This is a genomic window from Helicobacter pylori (assembly GCF_001653455.1).
Taxonomy (GTDB): domain Bacteria; phylum Campylobacterota; class Campylobacteria; order Campylobacterales; family Helicobacteraceae; genus Helicobacter; species Helicobacter pylori_A.
This window is the reverse complement of record NZ_CP011486.1, coordinates 1,372,672-1,395,650: the sequence shown is the minus strand read 5'-3', so window position 1 is coordinate 1,395,650 and position 22,979 is coordinate 1,372,672. Positions and strand designations below refer to the sequence as shown.

General features: G+C 36.4%; 15 protein-coding genes and 1 tRNA gene. 10 read left to right on the top strand and 6 right to left on the bottom strand.

The annotated features are described in order from the left end of the window. Positions 1-113: 113 nt before the first annotated feature. Both dnaA and AA977_RS06690 read left to right on the top strand, forming a co-directional pair. Positions 114-1,481 carry a chromosomal replication initiator protein DnaA gene (dnaA, locus tag AA977_RS06695; protein ID WP_064435047.1) on the top strand — a complete coding sequence of 456 codons (1,368 nt, stop codon included), beginning with the start codon at positions 114-116 and terminating at the stop codon, positions 1,479-1,481. Between the two features lie 175 nt (positions 1,482-1,656). Further along, positions 1,657-3,099 carry a hypothetical protein gene (locus tag AA977_RS06690; RefSeq protein ID WP_064435046.1) on the top strand — a complete coding sequence of 481 codons (1,443 nt, stop codon included), beginning with the start codon at positions 1,657-1,659 and terminating at the stop codon, positions 3,097-3,099. A 1-nt stretch (position 3,100) separates the two neighbouring features. Here AA977_RS06690 and AA977_RS06685 read toward each other — a convergent pair. Next, positions 3,101-3,176: transfer RNA gene (locus tag AA977_RS06685), tRNA-Phe, on the bottom strand. 100 nt (positions 3,177-3,276) lie between these two features. On the opposite strand from AA977_RS06685, the gene AA977_RS06680 reads away from it, so the two are divergent. Continuing rightward, entirely contained in the window at positions 3,277-4,029 is a 753-nt protein-coding gene (locus AA977_RS06680) for an exodeoxyribonuclease III (RefSeq protein WP_064435045.1), read from the top strand. Here the strand turns inward: AA977_RS06680 and AA977_RS06675 are convergent. Both AA977_RS06675 and AA977_RS06670 read right to left on the bottom strand, forming a co-directional pair. After that, a complete protein-coding gene (locus tag AA977_RS06675; RefSeq protein WP_064435044.1) occupies positions 4,026-4,661 on the bottom strand; it encodes an outer membrane protein in 636 nt (211 codons plus the stop codon). The two genes, AA977_RS06680 and AA977_RS06675, sit on opposite strands and share 4 nt — an antisense overlap. 3 nt (positions 4,662-4,664) lie before the next feature. After that, positions 4,665-5,012 (bottom strand): hypothetical protein, encoded by a 348-nt coding sequence (locus tag AA977_RS06670; RefSeq protein ID WP_020973070.1) that lies wholly within the window; start codon positions 5,010-5,012, stop codon positions 4,665-4,667. A gap of 81 nt (positions 5,013-5,093) precedes the next feature. On the opposite strand from AA977_RS06670, the gene recG reads away from it, so the two are divergent. The 7 genes from recG (at position 5,094) to AA977_RS06635 (ending at position 17,400) form a co-directional block, all read left to right on the top strand. Beyond that, positions 5,094-6,959: an ATP-dependent DNA helicase RecG gene (recG, locus tag AA977_RS06665; protein ID WP_064435043.1), complete on the top strand. Its 1,866-nt coding sequence runs from the start codon at positions 5,094-5,096 to the stop codon at positions 6,957-6,959. 57 nt (positions 6,960-7,016) lie between these two features. Next, on the top strand, positions 7,017-8,396 hold the full coding sequence (locus AA977_RS06660) for a site-specific DNA-methyltransferase (RefSeq protein WP_064435042.1): 1,380 nt from the start codon (positions 7,017-7,019) through the stop codon (positions 8,394-8,396). After that, positions 8,393-8,983 carry a hypothetical protein gene (locus AA977_RS06655; RefSeq protein WP_064435041.1) on the top strand — a complete coding sequence of 197 codons (591 nt, stop codon included), beginning with the start codon at positions 8,393-8,395 and terminating at the stop codon, positions 8,981-8,983. The genes AA977_RS06660 and AA977_RS06655 overlap by 4 nt, the downstream gene beginning before the upstream one ends. A gap of 2 nt (positions 8,984-8,985) precedes the next feature. Next, positions 8,986-11,901, top strand: a complete 2,916-nt coding sequence (locus AA977_RS06650; protein WP_064435040.1) for a type III restriction-modification system endonuclease — start codon at positions 8,986-8,988, stop codon at positions 11,899-11,901. Positions 11,902-12,091: 190 nt separating this feature from the next. Further along, on the top strand, positions 12,092-15,667 hold the full coding sequence (locus AA977_RS06645) for a type IIG restriction enzyme/methyltransferase (RefSeq protein ID WP_064435039.1): 3,576 nt from the start codon (positions 12,092-12,094) through the stop codon (positions 15,665-15,667). Positions 15,668-16,196: 529 nt separating this feature from the next. After that, entirely contained in the window at positions 16,197-16,634 is a 438-nt protein-coding gene (locus tag AA977_RS06640; RefSeq protein ID WP_064435038.1) for a Panacea domain-containing protein, read from the top strand. Further along, a complete protein-coding gene (locus tag AA977_RS06635; protein WP_064435037.1) occupies positions 16,624-17,400 on the top strand; it encodes a hypothetical protein in 777 nt (258 codons plus the stop codon). The genes AA977_RS06640 and AA977_RS06635 overlap by 11 nt, the downstream gene beginning before the upstream one ends. Before the next feature lie 207 nt (positions 17,401-17,607). Here AA977_RS06635 and nusA read toward each other — a convergent pair whose 3' ends face one another. From nusA to AA977_RS06620, 3 genes are all read right to left on the bottom strand, one after another. Beyond that, a complete protein-coding gene (nusA, locus tag AA977_RS06630) occupies positions 17,608-18,795 on the bottom strand; it encodes a transcription termination factor NusA (protein ID WP_064435036.1) in 1,188 nt (395 codons plus the stop codon). A gap of 95 nt (positions 18,796-18,890) precedes the next feature. Beyond that, the gene (gene selA / locus AA977_RS06625) at positions 18,891-20,069 is read right to left on the bottom strand and encodes an L-seryl-tRNA(Sec) selenium transferase (RefSeq protein ID WP_064435035.1); all 1,179 of its coding nucleotides are present in this window, start codon (positions 20,067-20,069) and stop codon (positions 18,891-18,893) included. A 213-nt stretch (positions 20,070-20,282) separates the two neighbouring features. After that, the gene (locus AA977_RS06620; RefSeq protein WP_064435034.1) at positions 20,283-22,919 is read right to left on the bottom strand and encodes a TonB-dependent receptor; all 2,637 of its coding nucleotides are present in this window, start codon (positions 22,917-22,919) and stop codon (positions 20,283-20,285) included. Positions 22,920-22,979: the final 60 nt, after the last annotated feature.

The following is a 22,979-nucleotide window of genomic DNA, read 5'->3' as shown; positions in this document are numbered from 1 at the left end:
AAGCATTATAGACAAACCCTTAAAAGAAACGCCTTAATTTTAAGGCTTCATTCACATTTCATTCACATGCCATTCCTTTTTCATTCACAACTTATTCACGCTATAATAACGCCATGGATACCAACAACAATATTGAAAAAGAAATCTTGGCGCTAGTCAAACAAAAAGTTAGCCCCATAGAGTATGAAAATTGCTTAAGCCAGCTCAAATACAACCCTAATGCGAGCAAGAGCGATATTGCCTTTTTTTACGCCCCTAACATGCTCTTATGCAATTGGATTACGGCTAAACACGGCGTATTACTCAAAGAAATTTTAAGCCAGAATAAAGTCGGCATGCATTTAGCCCATAGCGTGGACGTGCGTATTGAAGTGGCTCCTAAAATTCAGGCTAGCGATCATTCTAACATCAATTACAAAGCAGTAAAATCCAGCGTCAAAGACTCTTACACTTTTGAAAATTTTGTCGTAGGCTCATGCAATAACACCGTTTATGAAATCGCTAAAAAAGTCGCCCAAAGCGACACTCCCCCTTATAACCCAGTGCTTTTTTATGGTGGCACAGGGTTAGGCAAAACGCACATTTTAAACGCTATCGGCAACCATGCCCTAGAAAAGCATAAAAAAGTCGTGCTGGTTACTTCTGAAGACTTTTTGACAGACTTTTTAAAGCATTTAGACAATAAAACCATGGATTCTTTTAAAGCAAAATACCGCCATTGCGATTTTTTCCTACTAGATGACGCCCAATTTTTGCAAGGAAAACCCAAACTAGAAGAAGAGTTTTTCCACACTTTCAACGAATTGCACGCTAATAACAAACAAATCGTATTAATCTCAGACCGATCGCCTAAAAACATCGCCGGTTTAGAAGATCGCCTAAAATCGCGCTTTGAATGGGGGATAACCGCTAAAATCATGCCCCCTGATTTAGAAACCAAGCTTTCTATTGTCAAACAAAAATGCCAGCTCAATCAAATCATTTTACCCGAAGAAGTGATGGAATACATCGCCCAACACATCAGCGACAATATCCGCCAAATGGAAGGAGCGATCATTAAAATCAGCGTGAATGCAAACCTAATGAACGCCTCCATTAATTTAAACCTCGCTAAAACCGTTTTAGAAGATTTGCAAAAAGATCATGCTGAAGGCTCAAGCTTAGAAAATATCTTGCTCGCTGTCGCGCAAAGCCTGAACCTCAAATCCAGTGAAATCAAAAAATCTTCACGCCAAAAAAATGTCGCTTTAGCCAGAAAATTAGTCGTGTATTTTGCAAGGCTCTACACCCCAAACCCCACGCTCTCGCTCGCTCAATTTTTGGATTTAAAAGATCATTCAAGCATTTCTAAAATGTATTCTAGCGTTAAAAAAATGCTTGAAGAAGAAAAAAACCCTTTTATCTTAAGCCTTAGAGAAGAGATTAAAAACCGCTTGAATGAATTGAACGATAAAAAAACGGCGTTGAATTTGAGTGAATGAAAAAAGGCTTATCACAAAGCGTTTCATTCACTTTTTTTAAAATCTCACAACCCCCTTAAAAACCCTACTACTGTTACTAAATATTATTTTCTAAAATGTTACCTATCTATAACTTATTGATAACTTTTACTAAACCTTTTTTTAAGCTATAATCCAAATTAAAAAAGGAGTATGCATGAAAAAATCCCTATGTTTGTCTTTTTTCCTCGCTTTTTCTAACCCCCTTCAAGCTCTTGTCATCGAGCTTTTAGAAGAAATCAAAACTTCGCCGCATAAAGGCACATTTAAAGCTAAAGTCCTTGATTCTAAAGAGCCAAGACAGGTTTTAGGAGTTTATAATATCTCCCCACACAAAAAACTCACGCTCACTATCACTCATATATCCACTGCAATCGTCTATCAACCCCTTGATGAAAAACTTTCCTTAGAAACGACCTTAAACCCTGATCGCTCTATCATTCCTAGAAACACGCAAATTATCTTTTCTTCAGAATTGAAAGAACCACGCCCCAACCAAATACCCTCTTTAAACGCGCCCATGCAAAAACCGCAAAATAAACCCAGTTCATCGCAACAACTTCCTCAAAACTTTTCTTATCCAGAATCCAAACTAGGCCCTAAAAACTCTAAAAACAGCCTTTTACAGCCTTTAACAACCCCTAGCAAAATAAGCTCTGCTAATGAAACTAAAACGCCAACAAACGACACTAAACCCCCTTTAAAACATTCTTCAGAAGATCAAGAAAACAACCTTTTTATAACGCCGCCCACTGAAAAAACGCCCCCCAATAACAACGCTTCTCATGCTGATACTCATGAAAACAATGAAAGCAACGAAGATAGTAAGGATAATGCGGAAAAACAAGCCGTTAGAGATCCTAATGTCAAGGAATTTGCGTGCGGGAAGTGGGTTTATGATGATGAAAATTTGCAAGCCTATCGCCCAAGCATTTTAAAGCGCGTTGATGAAAACAAACAGACCACCACAGACATTACCCCTTGCGATTACAGCATGGCTGAAAATAAAAGCGGTAAAATCATTACCCCTTACACTAAAATCTCCGTTCAAAAAACAGAGCCTTTAGAAGAGCCTCAAACTTTTGAAGCTAAAAACAATTTCGCCATTCTTCAAGCCAGAAGCACCACAGAAAAATGCAAAAGGGCTAGAGCGCGAAAAGACGGCACCATTAGGCAATGCTATTTGATAGAAGAGCCTTTAAAACAAGCGTGGGAAAGTGAGTATGAAATCACCACGCAATTAGTCAAAGCCATTTATGAGCGCCCCAAACAAGACGACCAAGTAGAGCCGACTTTTTATGAAACCAGCGAATTGGCTTATTCTTCCACGCGAAAAAGCGAAATAACGCACAATGAGTTGAATTTGAATGAAAAGTTTATGGAATTTGTGGAAGTGTATGAGGGGCATTATTTAAACGATATAATCAAAGAAAGCAGTGAATACAAAGAATGGGTTAAAAACCATGTGCGGTTTAAAGAGGGGGTGTGTGTTGCTTTAGAAATAGAAGAGCAACCACGAGCCAAAAGCACGCCTTTAAGTATTGAAAACTCTCGTGTTGTTTGTGTCAAAAAAGGGAATTATTTATTCAATGAAGTTTGAATGGTGGCTTGAGGCGGAATCGAACCACCGACACGAAGATTTTCAGTCTTCTGCTCTACCGACTGAGCTATCAAGCCAAGCGAAAGTTAATTATTACATAAAAAAGGTAAAATAAAGCTTAATTTTTAAAAAAATGACTAAAAAGATAGAATTAACTCAAATTGAACAAGGATTAAAATGAAATTGATCTCATGGAATGTGAATGGCTTGAGGGCTTGCATGACTAAGGGCTTTATGGATTTTTTCAATAGCGTGGATGCGGATATTTTTTGCATTCAAGAATCTAAAATGCAACAAGAGCAAAACACCTTTGAATTTAAAGGGTATTTTGATTTTTGGAATTGCGCGATTAAAAAAGGCTATTCTGGGGTGGTAACTTTCACTAAAAAAGAGCCTTTGAGCGTGAGCTATGGTATCAATATTGAAGAGCATGATAAAGAGGGGCGTGTAGTAACTTGCGAGTTTGAATCGTTTTATTTAGTGAACGTTTATACCCCTAATTCCCAACAAGCCCTATCCAGGCTCAATTACCGCATGAGCTGGGAGGTGGAGTTTAGGAAATTTTTAAAAGCTTTAGAATTGAAAAAACCGGTCATTGTGTGCGGGGATTTGAATGTGGCCCACAATGAAATTGATTTAGAAAACCCTAAAACAAACCGAAAAAATGCAGGCTTTAGCGATGAAGAAAGGGAAAAATTCAACGAGCTTTTGAATGCCGGTTTCATTGACACTTTCCGTTATTTTTACCCTAACAAAGAAAAGGCTTACACCTGGTGGAGTTATATGCAACAAGCAAGGGACAAAGACATTGGTTGGCGCATTGATTATTTTCTATGCTCTAACCCTTTAAAAACGCGCTTAAAAGACGCTTTAATCTATAAAGATATTCTGGGGAGCGATCACTGCCCGGTGGGGTTGGAATTGGTTTAAAGGTAGAAAGTGTGCGAAATGAAGACAGAAAAAAGCCTTACAAAAGGCGAGTCGTATTCAAAAGCAAAGGGCCATTTGATCCCCACTTCAATACTAGCGTCATGGTGGAATAGCACGGTTTGGAATTTAAACCCCACCAAGCCCAGCATCCTAAAATTTGAAGTTTTGAGTGAAAACCCTTGAATGCTGCGCCAATCGTCAATAATGAAATTCGCGCTGTGTTTGGAAATCGTCCATGTGTTTTCAGCAACTTGCATGCCATAAAAAAGAGAAAAAACATACAAGGGGTTTTTATTGTATTCCACGATCAAATCCCCCCCAAAGCCGTAAGTGAACATGTTCGCTTGAGCGCCCGTTCTTTTATTGAGTATGACATTGCCATAGTCCATAAAAAAATAGTAGCGGGAATAAAACCAGTAATTAGTGGGGTTAATTTCCCAGCCTAAAGAAAAGCTCGCCCCTTCAATCGTGCGTTTGAGATCGTTGTATTTTTTCATGATCATTTTCCCCACCTGATACTGAGAAGCCACATAAAAACGGCTTTTGGCTTGCACAATAGTAGGGTTTAAAAAATAAACGCTTAAAAATAAAGGGGTTACTTTTTTGAATAAATCCTTTGAAAAAAATTTCACACTTTAATATTTCCTGTTGAGTGGGGAGTTGAGATTGTCTTGGTGGTTAGTGGCTCGTTGCAAAACATTGTTCGTTCTTTTTTGCGAAGGATCAGCGTTTTCTTCATTACTGATTTCATCAATTTTATTTTCGTTATTGATCAAGTCATTCACTTCTTTAGTGGCTTTTTCATCTTCTTCTTCATGTTCAATTTTTCTTATATCGTTATTGGCTTGATTGATTTGATTGTTTTTAGTGGTTTTAGTGTTGTTTTGGTGCGATTGGGACGATTTTTTAACTTCATCTTTGCACGCGCTAAACAGGCTTAAAACAAAAGAGATAGCGATAAAATGGGTGATTTTAGATTTCATCAATTAAATTTCCTTAAGTCAATGTATAATTTGATTATCTTATCATAAAAATGATTAAGGATTGGCTAGGGTAAGGATAAATTGCAAGAAATAAACCATCTATTAAAAACATTGAATGTGAAATCGCTTTTAGAGGCCTTGCTTAGCTATACGCCTAAAGGTTATAAAGATTTAAGCCTGTTAGAGCGTTTTGAAACGGGTTTGAGTGGCGTTTTAGAAGTGCATGTTTTAGATAAAAAAAACTACGCCAAAGTTTTAAAGATTTTTGCTTATTCCAAACGATTTTGCAAAAATTTAGAGCTTGTTTTTTTCAATTACAGCGCGTTTTATTACAACCAATTTAAAACCGGCGAGAGTTTATTTATTTATGGTAAATTAGAGCAAAGCTCTTTTAATCAAGCTTATATTATTAACACGCCTAAAATCCTTAAAGAATTTGGCGGCATTTCTTTACTTTTTAAAAAAGTTAAAAACCATAAAAAAATCCAAGAAAATTTGCAAAAACTCCTTTCTTTAGAAAGTCTAAAAAAGGAAGGCGTTAAAGAAAGTATCGCGCATTTATTATTAGAAATTTTTTTCCCCACGCCGCATTTTCTCAAGGATTTTGAAACGAATAAAACTTTCCCTTCACAGCATTTAAATGCATTAAAATACATTGAAATGCTTTTTTATATGAAAAATTTAGAGCGTAAAAAATTGCAATTTAGCGCTAAAATCGTATGCCCCAATAACAGCGAGCGCTTGAAAGCGTTCATCGCTTCTTTACCCTTTCAACTCACTAATGACCAACAAAACGCCATTAAAGAAATCCAAAACGATCTCACTAGCCCCATAGCGTGCAAGCGTTTGATCGTGGGCGATGTGGGGTGCGGGAAAACGATGGTGATTTTAGCGAGCATGATCTTAGCCTACCCCAATAAAACCCTTTTAATGGCGCCCACTTCCATTCTCGCTAAACAGCTTTATAACGAAGCCTTAAAATTTTTACCCTCTTATTTTGAAGTGGAATTACTGCTCGGCGGGAGCCATAAAAAAAATTATTTGTTTGAAAAAATCACGCATGTTGTTATCGGCACGCAAGCGTTGTTATTTGATAAGCGCGATTTGAATGAATTTGCTCTAGTGATCACTGATGAACAGCACCGATTTGGCACCAAACAGCGCTACCAATTAGAAAAAATGGCGAGCAGCAAGGGCAACAAACCTCATTCCTTGCAATTTTCCGCAACCCCCATTCCTCGCACTTTAGCTCTAGCCAAAAGCGCGTTTGTTCAAACGACCATGATTAGAGAAACCCCCTACCCGAAAGAGATTGAAACTCTAGTCTTGCATAAAAGAGATTTTAAAATAGTGATGGAGAAAATTAGCGAAGAAATCGCTAAAAACCATCAAGTCATTGTCGTCTACCCGCTTGTGAATGAGAGCGAAAAAATCCCTTATTTATCGCTGAGTGAGGGGGCAAGCTTTTGGCAAAAACGCTTTAAAAAGGTTTATACCACTTCAGGGCAAGATAAAAATAAAGAAGAGGTGATTGAAGAATTTAGAGAGTGTGGGAGCATTCTTTTAGCGACCACGCTCATTGAAGTGGGCATTTCTTTACCACGATTGAGCGTGATGGTGATCTTAGCGCCTGAAAGGTTAGGCTTAGCGACCTTGCACCAGTTAAGAGGGCGCGTTTCTCGTAACGGCTTGAAAGGCTATTGTTTTTTATGCACGATCCAAGAAGAAAACGAACGATTAGAAAAGTTTGCTGATGAATTGGACGGCTTTAAAATCGCTGAATTGGATTTAGAATACAGAAAAAGCGGGGATTTACTTCAGGGCGGAGAGCAGAGCGGGAATAGTTTTGAATACATTGACTTAGCCAGAGATGGAAGTATTATCGCTGAAGTGAAACAAGATTTTTTAAAAAACGCTAGCGTTTCACATGGAACATTTGAAAATTGAAAATTGAAAATTAAGGCAGAATTGGGTAATTTAAATCATTTAAAATAAAGGATAGAGATGCAAAATAAAGAAATTTGTGAAGAAAAAAGCGTTAATGAAAAAAAATTAGAAATTTTTAATCGCTATTTTCCCGGTTGCTTGAGCATGGAAAATGGTAATCAACTCACGCTAGACACAGAAAAATTAAAAGCGTTATTAGGGGATTTTAGCGGGATAAAAGAAGAGGGCTATGGGTTGAACTTTGTGGGTAAAAAAATCGCTTTAACTCAAGCTTTTAAGAAAAACGATAAGATTTTAAAACCCTTAAACAAATCCACTAGCAAGCACATTCTCATCAAGGGCGATAATTTGGACGCTCTCAAAATCTTAAGACAAAGTTATAGCGAAAAAATCAAAATGATTTACATTGACCCTCCTTACAACACCAAAAACGATGAATTTATTTATAGCGATGATTTTTCACAATCTAACGAAGCGCTTTTAAAACAATTGGACTATTCTAAAGAAAAATTGGATTATATCAACAATCTTTTTGGGTCAAAATGCCATAGCGGGTGGCTTAGCTTCATGTATCCTAGATTGTTGCTCGCTAAAGATTTGCTTAAAAAAGACGGCGTCATTTTCATTTCTATTGACGATAACGAAGCCGCCCAACTCAAACTTTTATGCGATGAAATTTTTGGGGAGGGGAATTTTGTGGCTGAAATGCCAAGATTAGTTAAAAGAGCAGGAAAATCCACTAATCAAATCGCTAAAAACCATGATTATGTTTTATGCTATCAAAAGAATAGTATCAGCTTTAAACAGATTGATATTGATGAAAACGATTACTCTTTTAAAGATGAATTTTACAATGAAAGAGGTGGGTATAGATTAAATCAAGCTCTTGACTCAAATACTCTAGGGTATGTCAAAAGTTTAGATTATATTATAGAAATTAATGGAAAAAAATATATAGCTGGAGGACTTACAGAAGAGCAAAGATTACAAAAAATCAATGGTAAATTGGCTGATAATTTTCGTTGGCGTTGGGGTAAGGCAAAATTTGACTTTGGATTGGCTAATGGTTTTGTAGAAGTTAAAAACAATAGAATTTATACAAAAACTTACACAAAGGCTAAAATATCCGATAGCAAGCCTTATAAAATAGAATATTTTAACCGCACTAAAAATATTTTAAGTGTAGATTTTATAGATCATAAATATTCTAACGATATGGCTACAAGAGGGTTACAAAAGCTTTTTAATGAAAGAAATATTTTTGATTATTCTAAACCTGTTGAATTGATAAGCTTTCTTATAGAGCAAACTACCGAAAAAGGCGACATCATCTTAGATTTTTTCGCTGGGAGCGGGACAACCGCGCATGCCGTGCTAGAGAGTAATAAGAGCGATTATCAAAAATTAAGTGAGGGGGGGGGTTATTTAATGGCTTGAACGCCGCATTTAAAGAAAGGCGCTTCATTCTCGTCCAGTTAGACGAAAAAATTGATCCCAAGAAAAACAAAAGCACGCATGATTTTTGTTTAAACACCCTAAAATCCACTTCCCCAAGTATTTTTGACATCACCGAAGAAAGGATTAAAAGGGCGGGGGCTAAAATCCAAGAAACTTGCCCGCATTTGGATACGCATTTTCAAGCGTTTGAAATTATTGATAATGAAATGAGCGTTATTTATCATAAAAATCTGGGCGAAGTGGGGCAAGAGGATTTATTCGCTTATTCTAACCCTAAAAAAAGAGAAACCCAAACGATTTTAATCAATCTTTTATGGTGCGAGGGTTTGGAGCTTACTACCCCTATAACTTGCTTGATTGAAAACGCCTTGTATCTGGCTGAAAATACGGCTTTCATTGTGGGGGATATAGAAATGAATGCAGTTTTAGAAAACTTGAAAGATAAGGGGGTAGAAAAAATTAGCATGTATATGCCCGCTATCAGTAACGATAATTTGTATTTGGAATTGAGCAGTAATTTGAATGAATTGCATTTAGAGATTAACGATTTAAAAAGTAGGGGGTAGAGGTGAAAATCAAATTCAAACGATTGAATTATCAAGAAAAATGCTTGCAACAAATTTTAGGGGTGTTTAAGGGGGTCTATTTTGAAAAGTCAGAAAAGGACATTCAAAGGATTTTTAACCCTTTTTTTGAAACAGAAAAAGTCAAAGATCTTTTATTAGAAAATATTCAAAATTTGCAATCAGAGCAAAAAATAACCCAGGGAAGCGTGGGGATTGAGAAGTCGTTAAATTGCGATATTTTAATGGAAACAGGCACAGGGAAAACCTTTTGCTTTTTGGAATGCATTTATGCCTTGCACAAAGAATATGGTTTGTCAAAATTTATCGTTTTAGCGCCAAGCAACGCCATTAAATTAGGGGTTTTAAAGAGTATTGAAATCACAAGAGAATTTTTTAAAAGCGAGTATTCTAACACGCATTTAGAAAGCTATGAAGATATTGAAAGCTTTATTTTAGCGAGCCATCACAAAGGCTGTGTGTTGGTGATGACTTTTTCTGCTTTCAATAAAGAGGGTAACATTATCAATAAATCATGTTTAGAAAACACGAATCTGTTCAATGGCGCAAAAAGTTACATGCAAGCTTTGGCCAGTATCCGCCCCATCGTCATCATGGACGAACCGCACCGATTTTTAGGCGATAAAACAAAGAATTATTTGGAAAAATTAAACGCTTTAGTCACGCTCAGGTTTGGGGCGACTTTTAGAGATGATTATAATAATTTGATTTATGCATTAGATAGCAAAAAAGCGTTTGATGACGGGCTAGTGAAAAGCATTAGCGTGGCGTCTGTGGGGGAGAGTGATGAGTATTTTTTAGAGCTTAAAGAGGTTAAAAAAATACAAAATGAATACGAAGCCATTATCAATTACACGAATTTAGAAAATAAAATCAAAAGCGTCAAAGTCAAAACGCATGATAATCTAGGGGAGCTAACCCGTATCAGCGCTTTAAAAGATTACATTGTAGAAAACATCGTTAAGAAGGAAGTGCGTTTTTTGAATGGCGTTAATTTATTATTGGATCAAAAAGAGCCATTTTCTCATCTTTTAGAGGGCGAGCAAGAAATAATGCTAAAAATAGCGATAGAAAGCCATTTTGAAAGAGAAGAAGAGCTTTATAAAAAAGGGGTTAAAGCCTTGTGCATGGTGTTTATTAGCGGGGTGAATAGCTATTTAAGCGAAAATGAACAGCCGGCTAAATTAGCCCTTTTGTTTGAAAAACTTTACCAACAAGAGCTTGAAAAAGTCTTAAAAAAGCCTTTAGATGAAAATTATAGGGCGTATTTAGAGCGCGCTAGAGAAGATATTAAAAAAGTGCATGGAGGGTATTTTGCTAAAAGCAATAAAGAGGGCGATGAAGCTAAAGCGATTGAACTCATTTTAAAAGAAAAAGAAAAATTGCTGAGCTTTGATTCCAATCTCAGGTTTATTTTTTCGCAATGGGCGTTGCAAGAGGGGTGGGATAACCCTAATGTGATGACGATTTGCAAATTAGCCCCTAGCCATTCCAATATCACTAAATTGCAACAAATTGGCAGAGGCTTAAGGCTCGCTGTGAATCAAAGGGGCGAACGCATCACTAAAGAGCATGCGGATTTTGATTGTGTCAATGAATTAGTCGTGATCGTGCCGCAAGTGGAGGGGGATTTTGTGGGAGCGATCCAGCAAGAGATAAGCGAACACAGCTTGATTAAAAAGGAATTTAGTGGGGGAGAATTGGAAGAAAAAAAAGTGATTAAAAAAGGGTTTTATGGGGCTTTATTTGTCAAATTAGAGGGTTTGGGTTTTGGGGAAATGACAGATGATGGGAATTTTAAACTCACCCTCAGTCAAAACGAATTTTTAGAAAAGGAAAAAGAATTAGAAAAATTAAAAAATGAAACATACTTGGATTTTGAAAAATTAAAAGATTTTTTAAAAGATCGTTTGATGGGCCATTCTAGGGTGAAAAATAAAAACGAGCGAAAAACTGAAAAAATCAAAATCAATCAAGAAAATTTTAAAAAATTTGAAGCCTTATGGGAGAGCTTGAACTATAAAGCCCGGATCACTTATGCTATGGATAGCGAGAGTTTGATTGAAGAGATTGTCAAAAAAATCAATTCTTCTTTTGAAGTCAGTTCAAAAAGCGTTGCGGTTACAAAATACAAAAAAGTAGAAACCATGGGAAATAACGCTACTACAGAGAGTTTTGAGCTAAAAAGCGCGTGTTCATGGAGCTTGCATGAATTTATCAGCGCCTTGTCTAATAAGGTAAAATTGAGTTTTAAAAGCGTGGCTAAAGTGTTAGAAAAAATGGATGAAAACAAGTTTAATGAAATTAAAAAAAACGAACAAGAGGGCTTAAGGCGTTTAGAAGGGCTGTTTTTGGAAATTATTTATCAAAATATTGAAGACAAAATTTCCTATCAAATGCGCGAAACGGCTGTTAAAAACAAGAAAAACGATGCGTTTTATGACGAAAAGGGAGAGGTTAGAGAATTTTTAGAGGGAAGTTTGGGGGCGAATAAATATGAAATTAAAAATGCAAGCACGCAAGAAAAATGCCTGTATGAAAATTTCATGCAAGTGGATAGTGAGATTGAAAAAGACACGATTGAAGAATCTAACGACACTAAAATCATTGTTTTTGGCAAGCTCCCTAAGGTTAAAATCCCGGTAGGGTTAAATCAAACTTATAGCCCTGATTTTGGGTATGTGGTTGAAAATAACGATAAAAAAGTGTTGTTAGTGGTGGAAACTAAGGGGGTTGATAAAAAAAGCGAATTGCGCCCTGAAGAAGAGCGGAAAATTTCAACCGCTAAGAAATTTTTTGAAGCTTTAAAAAAGCAAGTCGTGAATATTGAATACCAAACCAAGTTGAGTAATGATCAATTGAGCGCGTTGATCAATGAAGTTTTAAAACGTAAAAATTAGAGTTAATAAGTTCAATTACCCTAATGTTTCACATGAAACAATTTTGACTTTTTAACTTTATCTAAAATCCTATTTTATAGCTTGCGTTTGAATAATAAAAAGCGCGGTTTAAAGAAAAGCGTTTTCTTTGGATTTCACAGCCATTCTGCTATAATTTAATCGCATTTTTATTAGATCTCAAAGGCATTTTATGATTAATTTTAATTTCAAACCGCTTGAATATTTCATTAAAAAGTATAGTCCCCAAACACCCACGACAGAAACTATAGAAAACTTTGAAAAAGAAATAAACAGCTTATTAGAAAACACGCTAAGACAAGATGATGAAGAATTTCAAAAAAATGAAATTAATAAGTTTTTAAACAATGTCTATAACTATGAATGCAACACCAGTAAAAAAGTGGATAGCGCGATCTATGTGGGTGGGGAAGTTCAAGTGCTTATTGAAGTCAAAAGACTGAGCAATAAAAACGAATTCCCCAAAGACAAAGAAAACCCACTCAGTAAAGCCTTTTGTCAAATGGTTTTGTATTTTTTAGATAAAATAGAAAAAGAAAAAAACAATTCCCTAAAACACACCATTATTTGCAACGCGCATGAATATTTTCTTTTTGATTGCAAAGATTTGTTTTTTTTAAAAGACGATAAACAAATCAAAAAACTCTATGACCATTACGCTAAAAAAGCAGGCACAGACTCTTCAAAAAGAAAATTTTACGATGATTTGGAATCGCACTTGCAAGGAGATTTTCAGGGCGAACTCCCCTACACTTATTTTAATTTGAACGATTGGAATGATGAACAACTCCCTTGTATCTATCAAATTTTAAGCGAAGAAGTCCTTTTAAAACAAAAAAGAACCCTTGACGCTAACACGCTTAACAAAGATTTTTATGAAGAGCTTCTTTATATTTTAGGGTTAGAAGAGCAAAAAGAGCAAAAAGGGGGGAAAATTTTAATCAAGCCTAGCGATACCAAAAACTCCCTAAGTTATGCCCTAAAAGAGCAATACAACAATTTAGATGATGAAGAAGTCATGGCGTTACTGATTGCTTGGAATAACCGCATTTTGTTTTTACGGCTTTTAGAAAGCCTTTTAATTTCTTTCCAGCATTTTGAAAAACCTTTTTTAACCACAGAAAACTTTAAGGATTTCAACGTCCTAAACACCCTCTTTTTTGAAGTCCTAGCCAAGAAAAACAGCGAGCGCTCCCAAGCCATTAAAGAACACAAGATTTTCGGAAAAATCCCTTATTTGAACTCCAGTTTGTTTGATAAAACGCCTTTGGAATTGAATGGGCATGAAATCAAATTACTCAACAACAAGCCTTTAGAGATTTATCCCAAGTCCATTCTCAAAAAAGACAACCCAAAACAAGAGCCTTTGCCCTTGCTGGAATACCTTTTTGAATTTTTGCGCCTTTATAAATTCACCACTACTCCTGAAGACATTAAAAATAATACCGATACCAGCGAAAGCCGTTTGATTAACCCTAGCGTTTTGGGGCTTGTTTTTGAAAAACTCAACGGCTATAAAGAGGGGAGTTTTTATACCCCAAGCTTCATCACAAGCTACATGTGCAAAGAGAGCATCACGAAAATCGTGTTGGATAAATTCAACGCCATTTATCAGTGGGACTGCGAAAATCTAAAAGCGTTGCGAGAAAAAATAGACAGAAATTTTTCAAATGAAAAAGCTAAAGAATACTTGCAAGTCCTTCTCACTTTACGCATTTGCGATCCGGCGGTGGGGAGCGGGCATTTTTTAGTCTCTGCACTCAATGAAATGGTGCGGGTTGCTTACGATCTAGGGCTTATCGCTTCCTTGTATCGTTGCGATCTCATGTTGGAAAACGATGAAATCATCATTTACACGCCACCAAAAGATGAAGTCTTTAAATATACCATGACAGAGATTGAAAACGACCCCCACCACCAAATCCAAAAAGAACTTTTTAATCTTAAAAAATCCATCATTGAAAACTGCCTTTTTGGCGTGGACATTAACCCCAATTCTTGCGAAATCACCAAGCTCAGGCTATGGATAGAGCTTTTAAAATACAGCTATTATATTTTTGAAGAGGGCAAGAACACTCACGATCTTGAAACCCTCCCCAACATTGATATTAATATCAAGTGCGGTAATAGTTTGATTTCACGCTTTAATTTGAATGATGATCTCAAAAAGATTTCCAATATCAAGAAAAAAATCCAAGAATACAAAGATCTAGTCGCCCAATACAAAGACCCAAACCCTCTCTATTCCTTAAATAAAACTGATCTTATCAATAAAATCCAAGAGTTAAAAAACACTTTTTCCCTCACGCTCAAAGACCCTAAAACTAAAGCAGAGCTTGAAAAGGCTATTGAAAAACACATTAAAAATTACAATGATTTTGCCCTAGACGATAAGAGTTTGCTAGATGGTTTAAATTACTTTATCCCAAGCCTTTTTGGTACGCCCAAGCTAAGCCCTAAAGAAGAAGAGGAGGCTTTTGCTTCTTATGGGCGCATTAGAGCTTTGAGAAAAAAGCTTGATGACGCCTTAAGTGGTGGGGAGTATCAAAATGCGTTTGAATGGCGCTTTGAATTTCCTGAAGTGCTAGATGATGAAGGGAATTTTTTAGGCTTTGATTGCATTATAGGCAATCCGCCTTATATGCAAGTTAAAAAAGGATTGTATTCATCTATTTTTTATCCATTTAGTGAAGCGAAAGATGTTGGAAAACAAAATACCTACAAGGTTTTTATTGAGCTTGGTTTTAATCTAGTAAGACAAAAAGGGTTAATATCTCTTATCACACAAAGTTCAATCATGTGTGATAAATCTGCACAATTTACAAGAGAGTTATTGTTAAAATATTGCCAAATGCATTATTTTGTGGAGTTTAATAAAAAACAAAAATTATTCAGCAATGTGATTCAAGGGGTGTGTATATTAGAATTTTTAAAAAATGAACCCCATAAAGAACATGCCTTCAAAATTGCTATCAATAACACTCAAACCCAAATGAACCAAATTCAATATAAACAAATCAAACAAGATGAGATTTTAAAATTTTTCCCACTTTATGAAATACCGCTAATTAAAAGTGGGGAAATGGAAATTGTTAGAAAGATCAAAACAGACAAGATTTTATTTAGAGATTTATTGGAAAAATCTCTACAAGGCAACATTAATACTATACATTTAAAAGATATTCAAGATGAAAAAGAAACTAATGGTCGTATTTACAAGGGTGCAAATTGCCACAGGTATTTTTTAGACACACAATATTTATTCGCAAAAGATAATCAGATCACTCAACAAATTTTTGAAAAAAATTACTATCAAAATATCATCGTAACACAAAATATTACAGGGACTTCAGACGCTTATCGCATTCATGCCAATCTCATAGAGGTAAAGAATCAAAAAATGCTTTTTTTGGATACTTGTAACCTTTCATATTGTAAAGAGCGAGAGCATGCAAAATTTCTTGTTGGGTTGCTAAATTCTAGACTTCTTGATTGGTTATTTAGAAAAACAAGCACTAATAACCATGTTAATTTATATGAACTTGAAACTCTCCCCATTCCTAAAATCACCACTAAAAACCAAGAATTAGCCCAAAAAATCACCGATTGCGCAGAGCGGATCTTAAAAGCAAAAGAAAAAGACCCCAAAGCCAACACCCAAGAATTAGAACAAAAAATTGACGCTTTAGTCTATCAGCTCTATAACCTCACCGATGAAGAGATTAAAATCATTGAAGACGCACAATAAAAAGCTGATTTCCACTTAAGGATAACCCCCTAATTTAGGGGGCAACTCTTTTTAAGAATTAGCGTTTAACCACTAGATCAAACTTTAAACCCAAAAAACTGATTTTTAGGTATAATTCTCTGAGAAGAGTGTTTACTACGATGATTTTTCATAGTAAGCTCCTAAAAGTGGATTTTACCCCCTAATCTCTAGCAAAAAAACTAGGGGGTGAGCGTGATTTTATCCTAACTTCAAAAAAACGATTTTTAAAACTACAAATTACTAATTTAAAGTCGCATTAAAAAACTTTTCTTTCAAATTTTTGAAATTCCATTAAATATTTGTTCAACACTGCAAATTTTTAACTTAAAGCTTGTTTTTAGAGCTTAAGTTATTGACCTTACTTTTTCTTGACAAATATCTTTATTTTGTATATTCAAACTCCCCACAATCTCACAAATAAAGAGATCAAAATCATTGAAAAAGAAAATGGTTTGAAATATTTAGTTAAAATTAGGAAAAACTGAGAAAAACTAACTAGGAGGTATTAGTGGTCAATACTTTGGAACTAGCAAAATATATTCTTAAGCATTCAAACAAAGAATTAAGCAACTTAGAATTGCAAAAAACTTTGTATTTTACAGAGCTTGATTATATTAAAAAGTTTGACAAACACCTAGTTTCTGATGATTTTGAAGCTTGGAAATACGGGCCTGTTGCAAGAGAAGTGTATTATGAATACCGCAATTATGGTGCTAATTCTATTGATAAGCCTAAAGAAGAAACGCTCTCGCAAAATCTTAGAAAAGATGAACTTGAAACCATCAACCACTCTATTGAAAAATGCAATAAAAAGTCCTATTGGGATTTAGTGAAAGAGAGTCATAAAGAAGATGGTGCATGGCATAAAAGCTTCAAAGAAAATAGAAAAGAAATCATTAACAAAGATTGGATCAAACAAGAAGCCAAACAGATAGATGGAAACTAAAGAAAAAGAAAAAGATGAAAAGTTAGAAAAAATTATCGCATTGTTGTGTAAAGAGGGGGATTTGTCTAGCCAAAAAGATCGAATCATCAAAGAATTCAAAGAAATCTATCAAGGAGAGTATAGGCATAAATATTCAAAAATTACAACTATTATTTTAAGCTCCACAAGGGATAAAGAGCAAGCCTTTATGACGCTCACACAAAATATAAGAATACTTAAAGAAGCTAAAGATGATAAGGAAATTGAAGCCATTAAACCAAAACTAGAAAAGCTTTATGATCACATGAATTTAGAGTGTATCAGACTGCAAGATTTTGATGAGAAAATGAGTAGAGTTAAAGATGTTTCTAATAAGTTAGATGATCTAAATAAAAACTATAAAAAATTAAGCGAAGAATTGAATAAGCAACAAACACAATACATAACCATTTTAGGTATTTTTGCCTCTATTGTTTTAACATTTGTTGTGGGATTGGCGTTTTCCACTTCTGTATTATCAAATATTGACAAAGCGAACGCCTATCGCTTGGTTTTTGTTATGGCTTTTATAGCTCTATTTTTTGGGAATATTTTGTATCTGCTTTTTTCTTTTTTATCAAGAATATCCTTATCAAAAGAGAGAAAAGACACACAAGAAAATTTTTGCAAAAAATCTATGTTTTGTTTTAATCTAATAGTTATAATTCTGTTTGTGATTGGTTTTTGTGGAGAATTGCATATAATACAGAGATTAGTTTCTATCTATAATATAAAGCTTAGTTTCTAAATATCTTTAAATTCAATCCAACCCATTTTTTGCGTCATTCCAATAAAATTTGATGCAAATTTTTCTTAATTGAGTGTTTTTTTTGCAATTTTGAAAATTTCAATACTCATTAAAAAACCTAAACCATTTCTTTCAAATTTAGCCTTAAGAAATTCAATCACGCGCTCATTTAACAAGTTTTTCAACTTAAAACTCTTTTTAGAGTTTTTAATTTCTAAACAAAGACTCTAAAGCTTCTACCCCTACTTTTGTCGTTTCTTTTTCGCTTTCATTTTCTGTATTTTCTTTGACGCTAGGAATGGTTTCAAACTCTATGTGATAGCCTGTAAGCATGGACGCTAGGCACACATTCACCCCGCCCTTACCGATGGCCTTAGATTTTTCGGTGTCTAACAAACGCACTTTAGCCTTTTGCAAATGGTCATTGACAATAAAACGCTCTTGAATGGATTCTTTTTCTTCAGCACTCAATTCTTCTATGGGGATTTTTTTAATCTCAACGCTTAAAATTTTAGCTGGAGCGAGCGCTAAAGTGATATAAATTTCAGGAACATTAGAATATTCTATGCAATCAATGTTTTCTTTATTCAATTCATTACTTATCGCATTAATGCGCACGCCCTTAACCCCCACAGCCGCGCCTATAGGATCAATCCTAGCGTTATTAGAAAAAAAGCTCACTTTCGCTCTGTTACCTGGGATGCGCGCGCAATGGATGATTTCAATTTCTTTATCTTTAATCTCAGGGACTTCCAATTCCAACAAAGCTTCAAGCATTTTAGGGGTGGTGCGGCTCAGCTCTAATAGTAGGCCCTTTTTCGTGCGTTTGACTTGCGTTAAAACCGCCTTGATGCTATCGCCTATTTTAAAACTCTCGCCCTTAATGCGATGGCGCATGGAAAGAACGCCCTGGAATTGCTGCTCGATTTCAATAAAAGTGTTTTGATTGTGATCCACTAAAATCACTTGCCCCATTAAAACGCTGTTAAGGCGCTTTTGGAACGCTTCAAAATGGCTGTCTTCTAACGCCTTTTCTAGCTGGTATTGCAAATCTTTAAAAAGGCGGTTGATCGCTCCTTGTTTCATGCTCTCCAAACTCAAACTATAGGACAATTCGTCTTTAATCTTAACGCTTGGATCCATTTCTTTGGCTTTAGACAGACTGATGTATTTAGAAGGGTCGTTAACCAACCTTTCATCATCATCTTCTAAAACTTCTACCAACTGGATAAGCTGGAGCTGCTTGTTTTCTTCAACCACCGAGTAACACGCTAGGGGGTCCAATTCGTTTTGCGCCATTTTTAACAAACAGCCTTGAATCACTTTTGAAATCATCTCTTTAGGCAAATTTTTTTCATACGCAATGCATTCTATAAGGTCGCTGATTTTTTCCATTCTTGAGTTCCTTTAAATTGATGTTCTATCGTTTTCTATCATTCTCTATTGTGGGGGAGCGGCGCGTTTAAAAGAAATTTTATTATAGCGAATTTTTAAGCCTTGTTAAGGATTTCTTTTAAAACCAGAGCGATTTTTTCTAAATCTTCTCCATTCAAGCTAAAGACTTCAAGACACACAAATGCGCATGAGATTCTTGAAATAACGCCTTTTTGAAAAAGCTTTAAATAAAGTTTCTCACAATCTAAATTCTGGGTGTTTTTGGGCTGGATTTTCACGCAAAAGGATTCTAATTCTTTGTCGGTTAAATTCCCTATTTTAGAAAAGCTAGAGGCTATGCTCACATTTAATGTTAAAGGCTTTAAAAGGGCGTAGAGTTTCAAGGCTTTTTGCAACAATTCGTCTTTAGTTTGGCGGAGTAATTCATAAATTTTAACCTCTTCTTTATGGCTTACCCATGCTTTTAGGCTATGAAAAAGCAGAGTGAGCGTGATTTTATCCGCTCTCAAAGCTCTATAAAGGGGGTGGTTTTTTAGGTTTTCAATTAATTCTTTTTGCCCCATAATAATGCCGGCTTGAACGCCATTAAAAAGTTTATCTGCACTAAAGCTTAAAAGCGATGGTTTTAGGGCTAAAATTTCTTCCAAAGCCGTTTTATTGGATAGATCCACATCCCCTAAATTGTAATAATCTATCAAACCATGCTCTTTAGCTAGGGCTTGCAAATCTTTAAAAGGCGTGTCTTTTTTAAAAAGGGGGTTATGGATTTTAAGCAGCATTTTACTCTCTTCATTCAAGGCTAAGCGGTAATCCCTTAAATAAGCGCGGTTGGTATTCCCCACTAAATGCAACCTAGCCCCGCTGCTTAACAAAATGTCTTTAATCTTAAAATTCCCCCCTATGCCCACTAATTCGCCATAAGAAACAATGATTTCTTGTTGCAAGGCTAAAGCGTTAGCGGTGAGGAATAAAGCGCTAGTGTTGTTATTGACAATCAAAATTTCTTCAGCGTCAAAACACGCTTTAAAAAGCTTTTTTAAGGGGGTTAAGCGGTTCTTTTTTTTAGCGGTGTTGAGATCGCATTCTAAATCAATGGGGTGGGTTAAGATTTCTTTTAAATGAGGTTCAATCCTTTCATAAAATTTGGGGCTAAAAAACGATCGCCCATGGTTTTCATCAAAAACGCTCGCGCTCGCATTGATGATTTTTTGGTAAGGGTTTTTCAAAAGATCGGGAGTTATTTCGGGCATTTCTTTAGTTGCGATGTTAGCCATGATGAAAGCGCGTTTATTTTTCCTTTTTGAGTTAATCAAGCGTGATTTTAATCCAAACTCGCTAAATTTTTGATAAAACTACTTTTTTAAAATCCTTAAAAGCGTTTTAATGAGTCTGTTGAGCGAGCGGAATTTTTTCCATAGGGTTTGGTAATTTTTGTAAGGTTTTTTCATGTTCAACATTCAAAAAGAAATCCTGAGATTTCTTTCATTTTAGAATTGATAGGACACTTCAAAGCGCGCATTAAACCCAGGAGCCGGTAGCGCCATGCGCTTGCCTTTAGGGATCATATCGCTTGCTGGAGCGTCCGCGCTCGCTTGAAACACAGAAGTTTGATCCACATATTGCTTGTTTAAGATATTGTTAAACACGGCTGAAATCCTTAACCCTTGCCATTTTTTATAAGGCGGAGTCCAGTTGATAAAGATATTATGCACGCCATAGCCGGGTTTATGGATTTTGATCAAGCCGTATTGTGGGTAGTAAATAGAATAGCCCTCATAATACATGTTAGTTACAAAGCGCGAGAGCCAAGTCAAGGTGAGACCCCACCTGCGAACATCGTAATCGGCTTTTAAAATAAACACATTCCCGGTCGTTGCAGCTAAAGCGTAAGTATCGGCTAATAAATGCCCTCTAGCCGTCGGCCAAGAGCGAGCCACTGAGAAAGTCCCTAAGAAATTCTTATATCTCACATTCCCTGAAACTTCATAACCATAGATATTAATGGTTTCAGGTAAATTCCCTGACATGTTTTTTGCCGTCGCATTGCCCCCACCATTTTTAGAAGTGTCTTGCCCATAACTATTAATGAAGTTATTGATCACTTGATAGAACGCTGCCCCACGCACATTGAAATACTTGCTGTTATAATCCACATTAAATTCCACATTTTGACCGATCGCAGGGCGTAAATTCCTTTGATAAATCACCGTAGGATCGCGCATCAAAACGCCATCGCCCGGTAAAGCCCCCTTAGTTACATACGCATAGCTCACTTTCAAGCCGATGCTTTCAATGGGGTTATAAAGCACGGTTGCAGAAGGGGAAAAGCCAGAAGTTACATGCGTGCGGCCGTTTTTATCTAGCAAGGTGTAAATATCATAACGAGTTCCCGCACCCACGATCACATTGCTTAAAAGATTATAGTTCGCTTGCATAAACCCTCCGATGATATTGCCGATTGCATGCGAATTTTGGGGCATGTTACGATAGAGCGGGTTAGGCGTGTTCAAGTTTTGGGGGTATTGGGAGCTTTGATCGGTGTAGTAGTGGCGATAAGGCAAGCCCAAGCCATTAGGGTCGTTAGGATCAATATTGTTTTTATAATAGCCGTTTTTTCCTTTATCCAAGCCAGAGAAAACGCTCAAATTTTGATAGATCACGCCGTATTCAAACACATTCCCATAATCTTCGCTAATGGGGTGGGTGAATTTAAGATTAACGCCTGAGTTGATTAAAAAAATCCTTCTCGCTAAAGTCCCCTCAGCGTCCGCATTCCCTAAAGTCCAATCGTTTGCAGTAGGGTTTTGAGCGTTAGGGGGGGTCATGTCATAATCAGGGTTTTTAGGCACAAGCCCATGATAGACATTCGCGCTTGCAGAAAGCATGCTAGCATTAAGTTGCCCGTATCCTGCTTGAGCCCCTCCACTAGAATCGCTAGTCCCTTGCCAATGGATAGAGTTAGGCGCGCCATAGCCTATTTGATAGCCTCCATTATAAGGCCTGATAGCCCCTTGCGTGCATTGGCTGATATTGTCAGGGTTATTACACCAATCCTTAACTTCAGGGATGTAATCCGGGTTGGCTGGCTCATTAGAATTGTAAGCGAAAGGATTCACCACAGGGGTGTAATTCCCTCCCCTTACTCCTAAAAAGGCGGTCGATTCAATGCGTGGCTGGTTAAAATTAGTCCCGCCTTCATGCTTGTATTTCAAGCTCAAATTGTGGTTGAAGTTGATCGTATGGGATAATTCTTTCCCAAAGTCAATCACAAAAGGTGCCGGCTGGCTCCCTGGATCGTTGGCTTTAGAAAGAGCTGAGGTGGTGTTAGGGCGTAAAAGCCTTGTAGAATTGTCCCGTGTGAGGTTGTAGCTCACGCTAATGCTATCGGTTTCGTTGATATAGCCATTGATTTTAGCTAAAACGCTATTGGTTTCACTAGGAGTCCCTACGCTCATATCGCTATTGCTCGGATCTTGCAAGTCAAAATTAGGGTGGAAGAGATTCCTAAAAGCGTTGTTCCCATCTCTGTAATAGAAAATATTTTGGTGGTTGTAATACGCAAGAATGTCCCAATTTTTCCCCCGATAAGCCGCGGTAGCGTTCATGCGGTATCCAAAGTTAGTGTAAAAGGCTCCTTCTGCTTTAGCGCCATAAGTTTGATTTTTCCTTAAAAAGTCGTTAGCGTCAATCGTAGTGAAAGACAATTTACCAGCCACTGCACCCGGCCCCGCTGAAGCGTTCGCTGCACCTTTAATCACTTCCACTTCTTTAATCATGTTGGGATCGATCACGGTGTTAGCGTCATGGTGGAAAATATTACCATTTTGAGCGACGCCATCAATCGTTACCCTTAAAAGATGGCTTTCAATCCCCCTAACATAGATTTTTTGCGCCATCAAGCCCCCACTGGCCACATTCACATCGGCCCTAGTTCTAAAAATATCACGGATCTGGTTGCTTTGGCGTTGCTGGAGCTCTTTTCTGTCAATATACATTTTATTGTTATATTCAAAAGTCCTTTCACCCTTGGTGGTTACCTTACCCAAAGTATGTTCTTCCTTAGCTTGCAAACTGCTAGCGACAATACAAGAGACAAACACAATACGAAATTGATTTCTAAGCATTTCTTTTGCCTTTTTATTTACTTTTTTCTAAAAATTTAGTTAAGTTTTAAACCTAAGGTT